Origin of the sequence: Adhaeribacter aquaticus DSM 16391 (genome assembly GCF_000473365.1) — a bacterium.
GTDB lineage: Bacteria > Bacteroidota > Bacteroidia > Cytophagales > Hymenobacteraceae > Adhaeribacter > Adhaeribacter aquaticus.
In genome coordinates this window covers 2080863-2101906 of the sequence record NZ_KI421517.1, presented here as the reverse complement: position 1 = coordinate 2101906, position 21044 = coordinate 2080863, and the positions used below count along the sequence as shown (strand labels likewise).

General features: G+C 40.9%; 12 protein-coding genes. All 12 read left to right on the top strand.

All coding sequences use genetic code 11. The annotated features are described in order from the left end of the window. The first annotated feature begins 216 nt into the window (after positions 1-216). The 12 genes from ADHAQ_RS0111340 to ADHAQ_RS0111285 all read left to right on the top strand — a co-directional run bounded on the left by ADHAQ_RS0111340 (position 217) and on the right by ADHAQ_RS0111285 (position 20845). Positions 217-1182, top strand: coding sequence for an RraA family protein (locus ADHAQ_RS0111340; RefSeq protein WP_026463033.1), 966 nt, complete (start codon positions 217-219; stop codon positions 1180-1182). Between the two features lie 42 nt (positions 1183-1224). Further along, a complete protein-coding gene (locus ADHAQ_RS0111335; protein WP_026463032.1) occupies positions 1225-2517 on the top strand; it encodes a mandelate racemase/muconate lactonizing enzyme family protein in 1293 nt (430 codons plus the stop codon). Positions 2518-2692: 175 nt separating this feature from the next. Continuing rightward, positions 2693-3535, top strand: a complete 843-nt coding sequence (locus ADHAQ_RS0111330; RefSeq protein WP_026463031.1) for a fumarylacetoacetate hydrolase family protein — start codon at positions 2693-2695, stop codon at positions 3533-3535. Between the two features lie 50 nt (positions 3536-3585). Then, on the top strand, positions 3586-5151 hold the full coding sequence (locus ADHAQ_RS0111325) for an aldehyde dehydrogenase (NADP(+)) (RefSeq protein WP_245590602.1): 1566 nt from the start codon (positions 3586-3588) through the stop codon (positions 5149-5151). A gap of 119 nt (positions 5152-5270) precedes the next feature. Continuing rightward, on the top strand, positions 5271-6842 hold the full coding sequence (locus ADHAQ_RS0111320; protein ID WP_026463029.1) for an aldehyde dehydrogenase (NADP(+)): 1572 nt from the start codon (positions 5271-5273) through the stop codon (positions 6840-6842). Between the two features lie 613 nt (positions 6843-7455). Continuing rightward, positions 7456-10686, top strand: a complete 3231-nt coding sequence (locus tag ADHAQ_RS0111315; protein ID WP_051359860.1) for a SusC/RagA family TonB-linked outer membrane protein — start codon at positions 7456-7458, stop codon at positions 10684-10686. A 23-nt stretch (positions 10687-10709) separates the two neighbouring features. Then, positions 10710-12302 carry a SusD/RagB family nutrient-binding outer membrane lipoprotein gene (locus ADHAQ_RS0111310; protein ID WP_026463027.1) on the top strand — a complete coding sequence of 531 codons (1593 nt, stop codon included), beginning with the start codon at positions 10710-10712 and terminating at the stop codon, positions 12300-12302. 193 nt (positions 12303-12495) lie between these two features. Further along, positions 12496-13983 carry a mandelate racemase/muconate lactonizing enzyme family protein gene (locus ADHAQ_RS0111305; RefSeq protein WP_026463026.1) on the top strand — a complete coding sequence of 496 codons (1488 nt, stop codon included), beginning with the start codon at positions 12496-12498 and terminating at the stop codon, positions 13981-13983. Between the two features lie 199 nt (positions 13984-14182). Continuing rightward, the gene (locus tag ADHAQ_RS0111300; RefSeq protein ID WP_026463025.1) at positions 14183-15694 is read left to right on the top strand and encodes a mandelate racemase/muconate lactonizing enzyme family protein; all 1512 of its coding nucleotides are present in this window, start codon (positions 14183-14185) and stop codon (positions 15692-15694) included. Positions 15695-15956: 262 nt separating this feature from the next. Beyond that, positions 15957-17444, top strand: coding sequence for a mandelate racemase/muconate lactonizing enzyme family protein (locus tag ADHAQ_RS0111295; protein WP_026463024.1), 1488 nt, complete (start codon positions 15957-15959; stop codon positions 17442-17444). A 223-nt stretch (positions 17445-17667) separates the two neighbouring features. Next, the gene (locus ADHAQ_RS0111290; RefSeq protein WP_026463023.1) at positions 17668-19152 is read left to right on the top strand and encodes a mandelate racemase/muconate lactonizing enzyme family protein; all 1485 of its coding nucleotides are present in this window, start codon (positions 17668-17670) and stop codon (positions 19150-19152) included. 172 nt (positions 19153-19324) lie between these two features. Continuing rightward, on the top strand, positions 19325-20845 hold the full coding sequence (locus ADHAQ_RS0111285) for a mandelate racemase/muconate lactonizing enzyme family protein (protein WP_026463022.1): 1521 nt from the start codon (positions 19325-19327) through the stop codon (positions 20843-20845). The last annotated feature ends 199 nt before the right edge of the window (positions 20846-21044 follow it).

The window sequence follows — 21044 nt, the reverse complement described above, 5'->3', positions numbered from 1 at the left end:
GAAATTGTATAAAGAAAAATGACATTCCTTTCTATTTATTTAATAAATAAACCAGAACATTATAAGAAATGAATATCTTCTCTAATCAGGCAATTATACAGTTCTGAAATTTGTATTTTTGACAATAAGTCCAGAATTTGAGGGCTGAATGGATTGAAAATATTTATTTAAGTCTAATCAAAACAAACACAACCACCTTCAATAATTTTAATTACCATGCAAAAACAGTATTCTTTTTTACTAGTTATTTGCTTAATGCTTTTATCTACGTTAGTAAAAGCACAGCAGATTTCAAAAGACGAACTTATTTTCCTTACGCCTGAGTGGAAAGGCGAACGCTTCCCGGATGGACGGCCAAAAGTTCCGGATGATGTTCTTAGACGAATGAAAGAGGTAAGTATTGAAGAAGCCTGGGCTACTTTAGGAGGCTCGAAATTTAATTACCAGATAGCTGAAAATTGGCCTATTAGAATAAACCCTGACAGTGTATTAGTTGGCCGCGCTTTTACAACTTCTTTTATGCCTTATCGCCCTGATGTGTGGAAAGCAATAGACGACCGCGGTAAAAAAGAAGGCCGCCGTAACCAAAATGTTTGGGGTGTTGAGCAACTTCAAAAGGGCGACGTATATGTGGGTGATCAGTTTGGTCTGCACAAAAACGGCCCAACCATTGGCGACCGCGTAGCAGCCGATATTTATAAAAGAACCGGTAACGGTATTGTATACGATGGTGCCGTAAGAGATATTGAAGGGTTGAAAGAAATGGGCAGATTTACCTCGTACATAACAAGCTATACCCCATCTCACCATAACCCGCCTTATGATCAAAATACTATGATTATAGGTATTAACCAACCTACACGCATACGTCAGGTAACGGTTATGCCGGGTGATGTGGTATTGGGCAAAGAAGGTGTGGTTATGTTCATTCCAGCGCATTTGGCAGAAACGGTAATTAAAGCATCCGAAAAAACACGCCTTGAAGATATGTTTGCCAAAATTCGTACCGCAGAAGGTAAATATTCTTCCGGACAAATGGATGCCAGGTGGACACCTGAAATTCAGAAAGATTACCTTGAATGGTTGAAAGCCAGCGTAAATAATAAAAAAATGAAATTACCTGTTGCTAAAGCTCAGGTTGAGGAAATAATAAAATCCAGTAGTGTTAATAATGTCTTTTAAATTTTCACCACAACACCTAGCAAACTAATAAATCAAACTATTATGTTGAATAAACAAAATCGCCGTTCTTTTTTAGGCAAACTTTCGTTAGCTGGTGCAGCCAGTCTTTTAGGAGCTCCGGGTCTTGCTACTGCAGGTCATGGGTTAGTTGGAGCTAAAGAGAGAACTTCGCAAGCTTCTGCCCCTGCTGATTTAAAAATTACAGATGTAACTTGTGGATATATCAAAAATGGTCACGATCTTATCGTGAAAATCTCTACTAATCAGGGTATTGTAGGTTGGGGACAAGCAGTTGATGCCGTTACTGGTACTTATTTTATGGTTAAACAAATGGGTAACCGGTTGAAAGGTCAGAATCCATTAAATCCGAACCGCCTGCAAGAAGAGTTACGTAAAGGAGCTTTCTTTGGTGGTGCTCAATCGGGTGTTTATGTTGCCGTAATGACTGCTATTGAATCAGCACTTTGGGATGTAACTGGTAAAGCATTAGGCTTACCTGTATACCAGTTATTAGGAGGTAAATTCCGGGATAAAATTCGTGTTTATTGCGATACTGCCCTTTATACTGCCCGTAATCCAACTCCTGATGATTATGCTAAATCTGCAAGCGGAGCAGTAAAGAAAGGATATAATGCAGTTAAGTTTGATATTGATGAAGGAAACGACCCAAATAAATATGACCGCTATAACTGGACTGCCAGCCCGGCTGAATTAGACAGGATGTATAATGCCATTGCTGCTGTTCGTAAAGCAGTTGGTCCTAAAGTTGATATTTGCGTGGATATGCACGGTCGTTATGATGCGACAACAGGTCATAGAGTGGCCAAGTTAATGGAACCGTTAAACCTGATGTGGTTGGAGGAGCCAGTACCTGCTGATAATATTGATGTTTATAAACGTATTACAGCCGAAACTTCTACTCCTATCTGTACTGGTGAAAACATTTATTTAGCCTATGGCTTTACCCGCTTATTGGAAGAAGGCGGCGCGGATATTATCATGCCTGACTTGCAGAAAGCCGGTGGTTTAGGCGAGGCACAGCGTATTGCTAATTTAGCTAACCTGTACTATGTACCTTTCTCGCCGCACATGGTGGCTTCTTTCTTAGGAGCTATGGCCTCTGCCCACGTTTGTGCTTCAGTGCCAAACTTCCAGATTATGGAGTGGCAAACTTATATGGATACAGAAGAAATTTATAAAGACGTTGTAGTTTATGATAAGCCTTTTGTTGAGAAGAGTTTCATTACAGTATCTGATAAGCCAGGTATTGGCGTAGATATCAACGAAGAAGGTATGAAAAAATACCATCCAAAAGATATTCCTTTCTTTGTTTAATTAATATTCAAAAGTTGACTATTGAAAACCCGATTGGTTTGAAAAATCAGCGATAATAAAAAATAAGTACTGCTTGTTCTGAATTAAGGCAGATTATAATACTTGATAATCAAGTGGATAATCTGCCTTAATTCAGGCAAGCTTTTTTTTTAGGCTTTAGAATTAATTATTAATTATGAAATTATATAAACTTACAAGTGGTATTCTGCTGGAACAAAACGGCGAATTTTTTAAGTTAAATTCTTCTGACTGGGATGCAGTAGTAAACCAGGAGAACTTACATCAGTATTTACAGGACGAAGTAAAAAACGCTTCTTCTGTTTCTAAAGAAGAAGGCGAAAAATTACTTTCTTCTGAACTATTGGCTCCAATCAGCCAGCAGGAAGTATGGGCTTCAGGAGTTACTTATTTCCGCAGCCGCGTTGCCCGGATGGAAGAATCTAAAGATGCTGGTGGCGGGGACTTTTACGATAGAGTATATGATGCAGAACGTCCGGAATTGTTTTTCAAAGCTACTCCAGCCCGCACGGTAGGTTCTGGTGGAAAAGTAAATATCCGTCAGGATTCTACTTGGGATGTGCCGGAACCAGAGCTTACTTTATTTGTAAATTCGCGCGGTAAAATTCAAGGATATACTGTTGGTAATGATATGAGTTCGCGCAGTATTGAAGGCGAAAACCCATTGTATTTACCACAAGCTAAAACGTATGATAAATGTGCTGGTATAGGTCCATGCTTATATGTGCCGGGTTCTCCACTGCCACAAGAAACTGAAATTAATCTGGAAATCAAACGTAATGGCGAGACGCAGTTTAATGAGTCTATTGCTATCAGCCAGATGAAACGGAAGCACGATGAACTGGTAGGTTTTTTATTCCGGGAAACATCTTTTGAGCACGGCGCCTATTTAATGACCGGTACTGGTATTGTGCCACCTAATGAGTTTACTCTGAAAAGCGGTGACGAAATCCGGATTACAATTGGTTCTATCGGAACACTGGTAAACTTTGTTTCTTAATTTAATTTTACTTCAATGCTAAATTCAAAATTTAGCAAATAAATATTTTTATGAGTAATAATGCTACGTTAGATATGCCGGAGGTAAAAGCCCGGACTTTTAGTGGAATAAATCCGGCCACGGGAGAACCGTTGGAAACAGTATTTACTGAATCTACAGTTGCGGAAGTTGATACTGCGGTAAGAAATGCTGAGGAAGCTTTTAAAATTTACCGGTTAAAGTCAAACGAAGAAAAAGCAGCTTTTTTAGAGAGAATAGGCGAGGAGATCATGGCAATGGGCGATGAGCTTTTGAATGTTTGTTCTTTAGAAACAGGTTTACCATTGGCACGTTTACAAGGTGAGCGTGGTAGAACAGTAAATCAGTTAAAGTTATTTGCAGAATTGGTAAGAGATGGGTCTTGGGTTAACGCTCGGATAGATAAAGCGCAACCAGATCGCCAGCCTTTGCCAAAGCCTGATTTACGGCAGATGCAAATTCCATTAGGACCAGTAGGTGTGTTTGGAGCCAGTAATTTTCCATTAGCATTTTCAGTAGCTGGTGGCGATACCGCTTCGGCTTTAGCAGCTGGTTGTACGGTAGTGGTAAAAGCGCATCGTGCTCATCCGGGTACTTCTGACATGGTTGGTAAGGCTATGATTCAGGCAGCTAAAGCTACTGGTATGCCCGATGGTGTAGTATCTTATGTACATGGTGGCGTAGGTATGGAGTTGGTGAAACATCCTTTAATAAAAGCAATTGGCTTTACTGGTTCTTACCACGGTGGTATGGCTTTATTTGCGGCGGCGGCGGCTCGTCCGGAGCCTATCCCGGTTTATGCCGAAATGGGTAGTACTAACCCCGTGTTCATTTTGCCTGGCGCTTTAAAAGAAAGAGGCACAGCTATTGCTCAGGGATTAGCTGGTTCAGTAACCATGGGCGTAGGTCAGTTCTGTACTAACCCGGGTATGGTAATAGCCGTAGATGCTCCTGAAGTGGAAGGTTTCTTTAAACAAACCGGCTCTCATTTGGAGGCTAACGTGGCAGGTACTATGCTTACGCCTGGTATTAAACAAGCTTACGATTCAGGGTTAGAGCGACTTATTAGTACAGCAGGCGTAAAAGTATTAGCTCAAGGAGCGGCATCCGAAAGTGTTTGTGGTGGTTTGGCCCATTTATTACATACTACTGCCAGCAACGTATTAGCTAATCCGGAGTTAACAGAAGAAGTTTTCGGCCCAACTAGTTTAGCGGTTACGGCAGAAAGTAAAGCGCAGATTTTAGAGCTTGCCGAAAGTTTACACGGCCATTTAACGGCGACGATCCATGCTACCGCCGAGGATTTAGAAGAATATGCCGAATTGGTACAGATACTGGAGCGGAAAGTAGGCCGTATTTTATTTAATGGTTACCCTACCGGGGTAGAAGTGAGTCATGCCATGGTACACGGTGGACCATTCCCGGCTACTTCAGATTCCCGTTCTACGTCTGTAGGTACGTTGGCTATATATAGATTTGCTCGTCCGGTATGTTACCAGGATTTTCCGGCTAAAGCGCTGCCAGCAGCTTTACAAAACGACAATCCGTTAAATATCTGGCGCATGGTAGATGGGCAGTTTACCAAAGAAAGTATCTAAATATTAAGAATAATGGCCTTTACTAAAAGGCCATTATTTTTTATTGTAACTTTGAAGGCCCTGAATCAAAAGGACTTGATTAATTTAATAAATATAAATTAGTACCTAAAATTTAATTTATGGAAGTTAAAGAAAATAATAGTTCAAGTGCTGCACGACGCACATTTACTGGGGTTAACCCGGCTACGGGAGAAGCGTTGGAAACAGTATTTACCGAATCTACACCAGAAGAAGTAGATGCAGCAGTAAGAAAAGCCGAAGAAGCTTTTACTACTTACCGATTAAAAACCAGCGAAGAACGCGCAGCCTTTTTAGAAAGAATAGGTGAGGAGATCATGGCTTTGGGTGATGATTTGCTAAATATATGTTCCCAGGAAACAGGTTTGCCTTTACCGCGCTTACAGGGTGAGCGGGGTAGGACCGTAAATCAATTGCGTTTATTTGCTGAGATTGTGAGAGAAGGATCGTGGGTAAATGCCCGTATTGATAAAGCACAACCTGATCGTCAGCCATTGCCAAAGCCTGATTTACGGCAAATGCAAATTCCATTAGGGCCGGTAGGTGTGTTTGGTGCCAGTAATTTCCCTTTTGCTTTTTCAGTAGCAGGCGGCGATACCGCTTCGGCTTTAGCGGCTGGTTGTACAGTAGTGGTAAAAGCGCATCCGGCCCATCCAGGAACATCTGAAATGGTAGGCAATGCCATCATAAAAGCAGCTAAAGCCGCTGGTATGCCAGACGGAACATTGTCTTTTGTGCATGGTACTTCTGTAGAGGTAGGAATGGCTATTGTTACACATCCATTAATAAAAGCTATTGGTTTTACGGGTTCTACGAGAGGGGGAACAGCTATTTTTGCTGCTGCTGCTGCTCGTCCGGAACCTATTCCGGTTTATGCGGAAATGGGTAGTACTAACCCAGTATTTATTTTGCCTCGTGCTTTAAAAGAAAGAGAAGATGCTATTGCCCAAGGGTTGGCTGCTTCCGTTACTTTAGGTGTAGGTCAGTTCTGTACTAATCCAGGTTTAGTAGTTACACTAGATTCAGATATTTCAAGCAGCTTCCTGCAAAAAGCGAGTAAGCATTTCGAGGCTTCCACGGCGGGTACAATGCTGACACCAGGTATAAAACAAGCTTATGACTCGGGTTTGCAACGTTTGCAAAAAGTAGAAGGCGTAAAAGTGTTAGCTCAAGGAGCTGCAGCCGCAGGTACTTGTGGCGGTGTGGCACATTTGTTACAAGCTTCCGCCGAAACTATTTTGGGTAATCCGGAATTAGCGGAAGAAGTATTTGGGCCATCCAGCTTAGCAGTTACAGCATCCGATAAAGACCAGGTTCTGGAATTTGCCCGTAATTTACATGGCCATTTAACGGCAACGATTCATGCTACCGCCGAGGATTTAGAAGAGTATGCCGAATTGGTACAGATACTGGAGCGGAAAGTAGGCCGTATTTTATTTAACGGTTACCCTACCGGGGTTGAAGTTAGTCATGCCATGGTACACGGTGGACCATTCCCGGCTACTTCAGATTCCCGTTCTACGTCTGTAGGTACGTTGGCTATATATAGATTTGCTCGTCCGGTATGTTACCAGGATTTTCCGGCTAAAGCGCTGCCAGCAGCTTTACAAAACGACAATCCGTTAAATATCTGGCGCATGGTAGATGGGCAGTTTACCAAAGAAAGTATCTAATTTTTAAGTTGCCGTTTTTGCCTGATTGGCTGGAACAAGAGCAGGTAGTATTCAAACTAGGAAAGCTGTAAATTAAGTTAATACTTGATTTACAGCTTTTTTAGTTTGAGGCTAAATATAAAAATTTACATACACCTTTTAAAATTGATGATCATTTAAAAATACTGTACAAATCGTTTGATTATTAGTAAATATTCAACAATATTTATAAATATATTTATGTTGAGAACTCCTGTTTTAATACCAGTGGAATATTAATCTGCAATTATAGTTTCTTGATTTTGTGAGATTTAAGAAAAGATTTTTATTGAAAAAAAATTGCTAAATCACCCTGATTAGTTAAAACTATACTAATAAGAATGAGTAAAATTGAAAAAATTGTTGTGTAAGTGTAAAAAATTTAACAAAAAGATAATAATTGATAAATTTGAAAGCATATACCTTTTTACTTGTTTTTCATTTAATCAAAAGGTGTAAATGTTATATTTATTAAAAAATTTACAATAAATAAAAAGTAAGTTTAGGTTTTTTTTTAGGGGCAAACTATATTTATGAAGCGCAAAGCTTCATTTATTACCAAACACAATTAATTAACCTTAACAAATTAGCCCCAATGCAAAAAATTACTTCAAGACTGCAAAAAGCTGTTTTGGGTATGTCGTTGCTCTCTGGTATTACCATTGCTACTGATTCAGTTGCTGGTAATGCAGGAGCGAACTATGTGTCTAATAACAGCTCTGCAAAATTCGTAAGTTCAAACCGCTTCTTAGACTGGCGTATCACCGGTAGAGTTGTCTCTAGCAAAGGCGAGGGATTGCCGGGTGTTACTGTTTTAGTAAAGGGAACAACTACAGGTACGGCTACCGATGCAGATGGTAACTATACTTTAAATGTTCCTGAAAGAGCTGGTACTTTAGTATTCTCTTACATTGGTTTTACCACCATGGAAAGAGCTTTTTCTGGTGCTGGTACGGTAAATATTACATTGGCTGATGACGCGAAAGCATTAGAAGAAGTAGTAGTTACCGCTTTTGGTATTAAAAGAGAAGCCCGTAAACTGGGTTATTCTACGGCTACTGTAAGTACTGAAAACTTAACGCAAACCCGTACAAACAACGTTGGTAATAGCTTAGTAGGTAAAGTAGCTGGTGTACAAGTACAAGCTGCTCCAACTGGTGCTGGTGGATCTTCAAAAATCCGTATCCGTGGTCAGGCTTCTTTCGGTGGTAATAACTCCCCGTTAATTATTGTAAACGGTGTGCCTATTAATAACAGCGCTGGTGGTTCTGCTAATGGTGCCGGTACAGGTGCTGCCGGTGAAGCCAGAACTGATACTGGTGATGGTTTGCAAAGCATTAACCCGGATGATATTGAGTCGATGACCGTGCTGAAAGGTGCTGCTGCGGCTGCGCTTTATGGTTTCCGGGCTGCTAACGGTGCAATCATCATTACTACAAAATCAGGTAAAGGCCAGACCGGTATTGGTGTTGAAGTAACTTCAAACTTCATTGCTGATCAGGCTTTAGATTACACTGATTTCCAATATGAGTATGGTGGTGGTGAAAACGGCAGACGTCCGCAAGTTTTGCAAGGTGGACCTAACGCTGCTCGTGGTGCTTCTACTGGTACTGGTCAGTGGAGCTTTGGTGAGAAATTTGATGGTCAGCCAGTAATTGGCCACGACGGACAAATGCACCCATACAGTCCAAACAGAGACAGAGTTAAGGATTTCTACAGAACTGGTACAACCTGGACTAACTCTGTTGCCTTATCTGGTGGTAGTGAAAAAGGTAATTTCCGTTTATCTTTTGCTAATACCGATGCTAACAACATAATTCCAAATTCTGATTTTCATAAGAAAATTTTGAACTTTGGTTTAACTTATAACCTAACAGAAAAACTTTCTGCCCAGTTAAATGCAAACTATTCTAATGAGCTAAACCATAATCCTCCAATTGTTTCTCAGCAGGATTTTAACATTAACCAAACCCTGTATAACTTATCTAACCACACGGATGTTTCTTGGTTAGAGGCTGCTTATCAGGATGAAAACGGCAACGAGATTTTCCCTTCTCGTTTTACAAACCGTTCGAATCCATACTGGACAATTAACAAGCGTTTTGAAAATTCTCGTCGTGACCGGATATTTGGTAATGCTTCTATTCGTTACCAGGTATTACCTTGGTTATATGTACAAGGTCGTGTAGGGCAAGATTATTTTACCAACCCTTACAACTTTAACCGTCCTACTGGTACTGCTTTCTTATCCGTGGCGCCAACTGGCTTTAACGGTGACTACTACGAAAGTGTATCTACCTTCCGGGAGCGTAACTTAGACTTTTTAGTTGGTGGTAATCGTGAATTTGGGAAATTTGGTATTGACTTTACCTTGGGTGGTAACTCAATGGATATCAAAAACTCCAGATTAGGTACCAGCGTAACTAACTTCTACGTTCGTGATCTATACCACATAAACAATGGTCAGGTTAAAAACCCGAACTACTTCTATTCTCAAAACCGGGTTAACTCCCTGTTTGGAACAGTTGACTTCTCGTTCAACAACTATTTGTTCTTGAACTTAACAGGCCGTAATGACTGGTTCTCTACCTTGAATCCTAAGTCTAACAGCTACCTGTATCCATCAATCAGTACCAGCTTTGTGTTTAGCCAAGCCTTCTCTACCTTGCCTGCTTGGGTAAATTATGGTAAAGTACGGGTTGCTTACGCTGAAGTGGGTGGTGCTACCGATCCTTATCAGAACGCATTATTCTACAACATTAACCCTAACCCACTATCTGTTGGTGGTTTTAACTATGCTATTGGTAACGTATCTAGTGGTGTAAGCCCGAACCCTAATTTAAGACCACTTAGCGTTAAAGAATTAGAAGCAGGTTTAGAGTTAAGAACATTAGATAACCGTGTTAACTTAGACTTCACTGTTTATCGTAAAAACACAGTTGACGAAATTCTGAACGTAGATATTTCTCATGCCTCAGGTTATGGCCAGACAAAAGTTAACGTTGGTAGATTAAGAAACCAAGGTATTGAAGCCTTATTAAGTTTAGAGCCGGTTCGTACTGAAAACCTGACCTGGAATAGTGCTTTCAACTATACTATCAACAGAAGTAAAGTATTGGAACTAGCTGCTGGTCAGCAACGTTTTGATATGGAAAGCGGTGAATTCATTGGCGTAGTTTCTCAGGAAGTTGGTCAGCCTTTAAACTCGCTGCGTGGTTTCGACTTCAGACGTGATGCGCAAGGCAGAATATTAACTGCTTCTGGTCGGTTCTTACAAGGTAACATGGTAACTTATGGTAGTGCTGTTCCTGTTCATACAGGTGGTTGGTTAAACACTGTAACTTACAAAGGAATCCGTTTATTTGCTCAGGTTGATTTTAAAGCAGGTCATAAACTGATCTCTAACTCTAACTTCAACTTTACTCGTCACGGATTACACAAAATGTCATTAGTTGGTCGTGAAGGTGGTGTAGTATTTGATGGTGTAAACGCTGATGGTTCTCCGAACACAACTGCTGTACCAGCTCAGGATTTCTACAACAACTACCGTAGTACCAGTGTGGCAACGCCATTTGTATACAACGCTAGCTTTGTTCGTTGGAGAACATTGTCTCTTGGATACGATTTTTCTCGTTTTGTTAACAAATCATTCATCAAAGGTTTAAATGTGAATGCGTTTGTAAACAACGTTTTAATGATAAAGAAATATGTTGACAACTTAGATCCAGAAACGCAATACTCTACTTCTGACAGATTTGCTGGTTTAGAGGCTCATGCGCTTCCTACTACTCGTAGCTACGGATTAAATGTTAACATTAAACTTTAATTTTATTTATTTTTAGATTTTATATGAAGAAGAAATATTTATCCATGGCACTGGTCGCGCTTTTAATAGGCGCGAGCAGCTGCGATAAGGATTTTGAGCAAATAAATACTAATCCAAACCAGGCGACGAGCCTGGACCCAGCGTATCTTTTAAACAGTGCCCAGTTTGGTTCAGCCAGAACAACTCACCACTACGAAGGTGAAATTATTCAGCAGGTAAATACGCCATATACAGGTATTCTGGAAGGTGGTAATCACAACATCCTGAACGATGTTAACACCAGAACTACTTTTGAGCAGGTTTATCAGGGACCTATCCGGAACCTAACTATTATTTTAAATAATACAGCGAGCAATCCTGCTCAAAGTAATATTTACAATATGGCCCGGATTCTAAAGGCTTATAACTTCATGGTATTGGTTGATACTTATGGTGATGTGCCATACTTTGATGCCGGTAAAGCATTCTTAGAAAATAATTACCTGCCGAAATACGATCCACAAGCTGAAATTTATGCCGATATCTTAAAGGAATTAGAAGAAGCTACAAAAGCTTTGGATGCTTCTAAACCAACGGTAACTGGTGGCGATATTTTCTATAATGGCAATATCCCTAGATGGCAAAAACTGGGTAACTCCCTATTATTGCGCGCCGGTATGCGGTATACTGATGTTGAAGGGAATAATTCAGCAACGGCAAAAGCGGCTGTGGCTAAGGCTATGGCAGGTCCTGGAGGATTAATGACTTCTAACGATGATAATGCGATGGTACGGTACAATGCTCCGGCTTATGTACATGCCACTACCCAGCAGCTTTTAGCCACCGAACGGGCTAACTTCTTTGCTGGTGAGCCTTTCGTTAACTTCATGAAAGCGCATAACGATCCGCGTGCTCCGTATATTTTTGTAAGATACTCTGCTCCGGGTGATCCAAACGGTGGTACTATTAATACGAATTTGGCTGATCAGTTTGGTCTTCCTTATGGTTATTCTGATGTTACTATTCGTACTGCTCCAGGGTTCCGTGGTTCTCTTAACGAATACTCTTATTTTAGACGTAATACGGTATTAGAACAGAGCACTCCAGAGTTTTTAGTAACTTATGCGCAAACGCAGTTATTATTAGCAGATGCAGCTGCTAGAGGTATAATTGCAGGTGGCCTTGCCCAGGCTAAAACGCATTATGAAACTGGTATCAGAGCACACATCAATCAGTTGAGATTATATAACACTACTGTTATTCCTCAGATACCTGAAGCGGAAATAGTAGCTTATCTGGCACAGCCAGGTAATCCTACCAGTTCTGATCCTATTCAGCGGGTAGGTGTGCTTTTTAGTACTGATCCTGCAAAAGCGTTAGAGCAAATCAACACCCAGTACTGGGTTGCCTCTTTCCGTAACTGGTCAGAAGCATGGTCTAACTTCCGCAGAACGGAGTTCCCACGTTTACAACCAATCAACTATCCAGGGCAAGATCCTTCAGTTGGTGCTACTGGTTTTATTCGCCGGTTACCTTATCCAAACAGAGAAGTTTCTGTAAATGCTGCTAATGTACAGGCTGCAGTAGCCCGTATGGGAGCAAATACTTTAGGAACCCGTATTTTTTGGGATAAATAATTATTTTAAGTTGAAGTTTTATATAAACATAACTTAATATTTAGTAGCTTTATCCGTCTAATTAAGCTTTGGATGGATAAAGCTATTTTTTTGAAATGTTGCTAAGGTTCACCCCAAATTATTTAAACCACAAGTTTAGTAATGCCCTAGCCCTTGAAAAGTTTTACAAACAAACACCGATTAAATAATACAAATGAAAAGTATCTTAGATCAAATTATTGCTGCTAATAAAAAGGAAGAAGCAGCAGAAGCCGCTGCGCTTCAGGCGGAAATTAATAATCCAAAGACTTCTGATAGCCGTCGGAACTTCCTGAGAAAAACAGCATTAGGTGGTATTTCATTGGCTGGCTTAGCCGGTATGACCATTGAGGATACCATTGCTCAAACTACTTCTAAAGTAAATAGAGCTTCTAATCCGTCTGAATTAAAAATTACTGACATGCGTGTAGCGGTTATCCGTAACGTAGGTCGTACGCCAATCATCCGTATTGATACCAACCAAGGTATCTATGGTTACGGTGATGTGCGTGATGGTGGTGATGAGCGTTATGCTTTAATGTTAAAAAGCCGCATCTTGGGCCAAAACCCTTGTAATGTAGAGCAAATTTTAAAATCTATTCGTCAGTTTGGTTACCATGGCCGTCAGGGTGGTGGTTTTGCTGCGGTGGAAATGGCCCTTTGGGATTTATGTGGTAAGGCTTACGGTGTACCGGCCTGGCAGTTATTAGGTGGTCGTTACAGAGATAAAGTTCGTTTGTATGCAGATACTCCTGGTGCCAGAAACCCGAAAGAGTTTGCTCAAACTATGAAAGTTCGTACGGAACAACAAGGTTTTACCTGGTTGAAAATGGACTTAGGTATTCACGTAGTTGCTGATAAACCAGGATCTTTGGTAAACAATAAATTCTGGGATGGTGCCAAAGGACAATATGATACTCGTGAATACATGGGTTATGGTAATGCTTTACACCCATTCACGCAAATTCAGATTACTGAAAAAGGTTTAGATGGCTTGGCAGAATATGTACAAAGTGTACGGGATGTAGTAGGATACGAAATTCCATTATCTTCTGACCACTTTGGTCACTTTGATGTGAACAACTCTATCCGTTTTGCTAAGAAAATGGAAAAATACCGTTTAGCTTGGGTTGAAGATATGGTGCCTTGGTTCATGACAGATCAGTGGAGAACTGTAACGGATGCTATTGAAACCCCAACTTGTACTGGTGAAGATATTTACCTGAAAGAAGGTTTCAAACCATTAATCGACAAGCGTGCGGTTGATATTATTCACCCGGATATGGGTACATCCGGTGGTTTATTAGAAACGAAGAAAATTGGTGATATGGCTGAAGAAGGTGGTGTTGCAATGGCAATGCACTTTGCTGGTTCGCCGGTTTGTTTTATGGCTAACGTACATTGCGCTGCGGCTACTCAAAACTTCTTAGCACTAGAGCACCATTCGGTAGATACGCCATGGTGGGAGAATTTAGTTAGAATGACTGGTTCTAAAAAGATGGTAGAAAAAGGTTTTGCTAACGTACCATTGGATGCTCCTGGTTTAGGTATTGAGTTAAACGAAGAGGAAGTTAGAAAGCACTTAATGCCAGATGCAAAAGGTTACTTCGAGCCAACTCCAGAGTGGAACGAGAAACGTTCTCACGACAGACTTTGGAGCTAATTTACCTAAGGTAATAACCTGTAAATTATCAATTTATAAAGCCGGACAATTGTCCGGCTTTTTTGTTTTACTGGGAGTCCGAGAATTGTCAGGTGTAAATAATTTATTATATTAGGTGTGGTTAAGGTATATATTTCTATTTGCCTTAAAACAACGTCCTAAACATTCTAATTATCCACCAAAAATCCCTAAACAATCTATGAAGAGTATTTTACAAAAAATTATTGCAGCGAATAAAGCAGACGAAAAGGTACGGACTGCTGCCATCCAGGCGGAAATCAATAATCCGGCAACTAAGCCTGACCGCCGGAGCTTTTTAAAGAAAACAGCTTTAGGCGGTATTGGCCTGGCAAGCTTTATGGGCATGAGTATTGAGGATACCCTGGCGCAAACCACATCTAATGTGAATCGGGCTTCTAATCCGGCTGATCTTAAAATTACGGATATGCGCTATGCTATTGTGCAAACAGGTACAGCGGGCCGTTGCCCGATTATCCGGATAGATACCAACCAAGGTATTTATGGTTTAGGTGAAGTACGTGATGGTGCAGATGAACGCTATGCTTTAATTTTAAAAAGCCGCATTCTGGGACAGAACCCTTGTAATGTGGAAATGCTTTTTAAAACTATAAAGCAGTTTGGGATGCATGGCCGCCAGGCAGGTGGTGTTTGCGCGGTAGAAATGGCCCTGTGGGATTTAGCTGGAAAAGCTTATGGTGTACCAGCCTGGCAATTACTGGGTGGGCGCTACCGGGATAAAGTTCGTTTATATGCCGATACGCCAGAATCTAAAGATATTAACGAAATGAAGGCTAAGGTGAAGCGGAGATTGGTAGATGAAGGATTTACCTGGCTAAAAATGGACTTATCTATCAACTCCTTGCGAGATAAACCGGGTACTACTGTAAATACGGCTTTTTGGAATGGGGCGTCTTATCAGTCGAGTGCAGCCAATCAATACATAACCAACTCTATTACCTCCTATGGCAATACCCAGCACCCGTTTACAGCTATTCAGATAACGGATAAAGGTTTAGATCATTTAGCCAGTATTGTTGAAACTGTAAGAAGTGTGGTAGGATATGAAACGCCCATATCTTCGGACCATTATGGGCATTTCGATGTAAATAATTCTATTAGATTAGGGAAGGCTGTTGAGAAATACCGTTTAGCCTGGTTAGAGGATATGGTGCCGTGGTTTATGACTGACCAATGGAAGACTGTGACCAATGCCTTGAATACCCCAACTATTACCGGTGAAGATATTTACCTGAAGGAAGGGTTTAAAACCTTAGTAGATAACCATGCAGTAGATATTATTCACCCGGACCTGGCTTCTTCCGGGGGATTATTAGAAACCAAGAAAATTGGGGACTATGCCGAAGAAGGAGGCGTGGCAATGGCTATGCACTTTGCCGGTACCCCTGTTTCGTTTATGGCCAACGTAAATTGTGCAGCAGCTACCCAAAATTTCCTGGCATTGGAGCACCATTCGCCAGATGTAGCCTGGTGGCCGAATATGGTAAAAACAACTGATGGTCGTAAACTGATTGAAAAAGGATATGCAAATGTATCAAACTTAGCACCAGGCCTGGGTATTGAATTAAACGAGGAAGTGATGAAGCAACATTTAGATCCAAAGGATAACAGCTTCTTCCGTCCAACCCCAGAATGGAATGAAAAGCGATCTCATGACAGACTGTGGAGCTAGTATAGTATAAAAAGCTGCGTAAAGGTTTAGTTTATTTTATGTATAACGGTAAAATCTTATTTACATAAGTAAGTTAATTCCTTGCCGGATACTAAAAAACAGTGTGCTTATTGTACAAAACACAGTTAAAGTCGAACAAAAAAAGGTTCGACTTTTTTTGTTTTTGTAAGTTAAAAATCAGATTTTCAACAGAATTATAAAATATCTTACCTGTTTATTTAACCTTAGTTCACCACAAAAATTAAATTTATCAACCCCTAACATGAAAAGTATTTTAGATCAGATTATCGCTGCAAACAAAAAAGAAGAAGCAGCAGAGGCCGCCTCCCTAAAGGCGGAAATGAATAATCCGGCGACCACTCCCAGCCGCCGGAATTTTTTAAAGAAAACAGCCTTGGGAGGTGTTTCATTAGCTGGTTTAATGGGTTTAGGTATAGAAGATACTATAGCTCAGGCAACATCTCGAGTAAATAGAGCTTCTAATCCTTCAGAGTTAAAAATTACGGATATGCGGGTGGCCGTTTTACAAAACGTGGGCCGTACGCCAATTATCCGTATTGATACCAACCAGGGAATTTATGGTTACGGTGATGTGCGTGATGGTGGTGATGAGCGTTATGCTTTAATGTTAAAAAGCCGCATCTTGGGCCAAAATCCTTGTAATGTAGAGCAAATTTTAAAATCTATCCGTCAGTTTGGTTACCATGGCCGCCAGGGTGGTGGTTACGCAGCGGTAGAAATAGCCCTTTGGGATTTATGTGGTAAGGCTTACGGTGTGCCGGCCTGGCAGTTATTAGGTGGTCGTTACAGAGATAAAGTTCGTTTATATGCGGATACTCCTGGTGCCAGAAACCCGAAAGAGTTTGCTCAGACCATGAAAAAGCGTACGCAGGAGCAAGGCTTTACCTGGTTGAAAATGGACTTAGGTATTCACGTGGTACGGGAACAGAAGGATGCTTTAGTAAATGCCGGATTCTGGAAGATAGATAAGCAAGTTTTCAGCAGCCCGGATATCATGGCTTATTCCAATACTACTCACCCTTTCACTCAGTTGCAAATTACTGATAAAGGTTTGAAAGGCTTAGAAGAATATGTAGCTAGTGTACGGGATGTAGTAGGATACGAAATTCCGTTGTCATCCGACCATTTTGGCCACTTTGATGTGAACAACTCTATCCGTTTTGCCAGAGCAATGGAAAAATACCGCCTGGCTTGGGTAGAGGATATGGTGCCTTGGTTTATGACGGATCATTGGAAAACCGTAACGGATGCTGTTGAAACCCCAACTTGTACTGGTGAGGATATTTATTTAAAAGAAGGCTTTAAACCACTAGTTGATAAACACGCCGTAGATATTATACACCCGGATATGGGTACATCTGGTGGTTTATTAGAAACAAAGAAAATTGGCGACTATGCCGAAGAAGGTGGTGTTGCCATGGCCATGCACTTTGCTGGTTCTCCGGTAACTTTTATGGCTAACGTACATTGCGCCGCGGCTACTCAAAACTTCTTAGCACTTGAGCACCATTCGGTAGATACGCCATGGTGGGAGAATTTAGTTAGAATGACTGGTTCTAAAAAGATGGTAGAAAAAGGTTTTGCTAATGTACCATTAGATGCTCCTGGTTTAGGTATTGAGTTAAATGAAGACGAGGTTAGAAAGCATCTGGTAAAAGATGCTCCTGGTTATTTTGAGCCAACTCCAGAGTGGAACGAGAAACGTTCTCACGACAGACTTTGGAGCTAGTATGATTACAGAAAGCCAGGAATTATTTCCTGGCTTTCTGTCTTTTCAACCTGCTTCACTCTTTTACTTAAAGAAATAATTATATTTCTTATACACCTCATAAGACTTCTTGTTTATTATAATCAGTTGCTGCTGATAACGTATTCTTTTCCTTAAGGTAAGTTATCATCTTAACTTCTAAAATTACCACCACCATCCACCACCATTAAATCATTTGTAAAATATGAAAAGCATTCTCCATCAAATTATAGATGCAAATAAAAAAAGAGAAACAGCCGAAACAGCCGCCAGACAAGCAGAAATTAACAACCCTGCCACTCCGGATACCCGTCGGGATTTCCTGAAAAAAACTGCCTTAGGCGGCATTGGAATAGCCAGTTTCATGGGCATGAGTCTCGAAGACACCCTTGCCCAGACAACTTCTAAAGTAAATAGGGCCTCCAATCCGGCTGATCTGAAAATTACCGATATGCGGTATGTGAGAATTAACCGAAGTTGGCCAGTAATCCGGATTGATACCAACCAAGGGATATATGGCTACGGCGATGTTCGGGATGCAGCCGACGAAAAGTATGCCTTGTTTTTAAAAAGTAGAATTTTAGGTCAGAATCCTTGTAATGTAGAGCAAATATTTAAGTCTATTAAACAATTTGGAGGACCAGCACGGCAGGCAGGCGGAGTATGTGCCGTTGAAACGGCCCTTTGGGATTTAACTGGTAAAGCCTACGGCGTGCCTTGCTGGCAATTATTAGGAGGCCGCTACCGGGATAAGGTAAGGCTTTATGCAGATACGCCGCAGGATAAAGATGTAAATATTTTTAAGGAAAAAATGCGAAAGCGGGTTCAGGTCGATGGTTTTACCTGGCTTAAAATGGACTTAGGGCTGCACCTGGTTTCAGATAAACCTGGCACGGCTGTAAATACTAAGTTTTGGAGTGATGCTAATGGGATAGATATAGATCAACCTGGGTTTACCGGTTATGGCAATACCATGCACCATTTTACGCAGGTACAAATAACCGATAAAGGACTAGACGAAATGGCAAAATACGTGGATACTATACGGAGTGCGGTTGGGTATGAGATTCCTTTATTTTCTGACCACTTCGGACATTTTGATATCAATAACTGCATTCGTTTAGCCCGGAAAGTGGAGAAATACCGGTTAGCTGCGGTGGAAGATATGGTGCCCTGGCAGTCGGCGGAGCATTGGCGAAAAATTACCGATGCCATTGAGACTCCAACCATGACCGGCGAGGATATTTACCTGAAAGAAGGATTTAAAAAATTGGTGGATATGCATGCTGTTGATATCATTCACCCAGATCTGGCTTCTTCGGGTGGTTTATTAGAAACCAAAAAAATAGGAGACTATGCCGAAGAAAATGGCGTAGCTATGGCCATGCACCAGGCCGGCAGCCCTATAAATTTTATGGCCAACGTACATTGTGCGGCCGCTACCCAAAACTTTTTGGCGCTCGAGCACCACTCTGTAGATTCTACCTGGTGGGAAAGCCTGGTAACTACCACCGATGGCCGTAAATTAACTGAAAAAGGATATGCCAATGTGCCCCTTACCGCTCCTGGGCTGGGTGTAGAATTAAACGAGGAAGTGGTAAAGCAGCATTTAGACCCAAGAGATAAAAGCTATTTTCGCCCTACTCCGGAATGGAACGAAAAACGCTCACACGATAGACTCTGGAGTTAATGCGTCTGAATATTTTATAAAAACTTAAAAATAAAAGGCTAAAAGCTTGTGTTTTTAGAGATTATTAAAATTTTTCTTCAGAATTAAATCAGAATTCAATATTATTATAGCTGTAATTTTTTTACCGGATTAAATGTCCACCACCATTATCGCCTGAATAAATAAAGAACAAATGAAGAGTATTTTACAACAAATTATTTCTGCCAATAAAGCAGATGAAAGAACCCAAGCAGCTGCCATACAAGCAGAAATTAACAATCCGGCAACTAAGCCAGACCGCCGGAGCTTTTTGAAGAAAACCGCTCTGGGAGGAATGGGGATTGCCAGTTTCATGGGAATGAGTATAGAAGATACATTGGCGCAAACTACTTCAGGCGTAAACCGCGCATCTAACCCGGCTGATCTGAAAATAACAGATATGCGGTATGCTATTACTTTTATAAAAAATGCTCCGGTAGCAGATGGCAGTACTTCAGGAAAATGTGCTATTATCCGAATTGATACAAACCAGGGTATTTATGGTTTAGGTGAAGTACGGGATGGAGCAGATGTGCAGTATGCGCTTTTTCTGAAAAGCCGGATTTTAGGCCAGAACCCTTGTAATGTAGAACAAATATTTAAGTCTATCAAGCAATTTGGAGGTCATGGTCGCGCCGCTGGGGGAGTAGTTGCCGTAGAGATGGCCCTTTGGGATTTAGTGGGTAAAGCCTATGGTGTGCCAGCCTGGCAATTGTTAGGTGGCCGGTACCGCGACAAAGTTCGGTTATATGCCGATACGCCGGAATCTACAGATATAAGTGAAATGAAAGCTAAAGTAAAGGATCGGTTAGTAAACCAAGGCTTTACCTGGCTTAAAATGGACTTATCTATCCGTTCTTTAGATGGTAAACCAGGAACTACAGTTAACAGCAAATTCTGGAATACAGCTAATGCCTCCCAGTTCAATGATCCTTCTTTAACCTCTTATGCTAACACTCAACACCCATTTACCGCTATTCAGATAACGGATAAAGGGCTGGATCATATGGCCAGTGTAGTAGAAGGTGTGCGCAGTGTAGTTGGTTATGAAACACCCATTTCATCCGATCACTTTGGTCATTTTGATATAAATAATTCAATCCGATTAGGTAAGGCTGTTGAAAAATACCGTTTAGCCTGGTTAGAGGATATGGTGCCTTGGTTTATGACTGAGCAATGGAAGAAAATAACGGATTCCTTAAATACGCCAACCATTACGGGCGAAGATATTTACTTAAAAGATGGTTTTAAGACGTTAGTTGATAATCATGCCGTAGATATTGTTCATCCGGATTTAGCTACCTCCGGTGGGTTATTAGAAACGAAACGTATTGGTGATTACGCCGAGGAAGGTGGCGTTGCCATGGCCATGCACTTTGCCGGTACTCCAATTTCGTTTATGGCAAACGTACATTGTGCGGCAGCTACTCAAAATTTCTTAGCCCTGGAGCATCATTCTCCGGATGTGCCATGGTGGCCATCCATGGTTAAAACAACTGATGGCCGGAAACTGATTGAAAAAGGTTTTGCGAATGTGCCAAATTTAGCTCCAGGCTTAGGTGTGGATCTGAATGAAGAAGTTATAAAACAGCATTTACATAAGACCGATAACAGCTATTTCCGCCCAACCCCAGAATGGAACGAGAAACGTTCTCACGATAGACTGTGGAGCTAGATAATTAAAATAAAAAGAGCCGGAAGAACGCGGCTCTTTTTATTTCTCTAAAAGTTATGGAAAGAAATAACCGGTTTACCATTAATTTATTGCAGGTAATGGTTTATTAGTTATTTGTATTAAATTATTAATTTGAATTCAGATTTGAATACTTAATTCTATTTATAATTCACCACACTTACACCACCAAATTAAATCA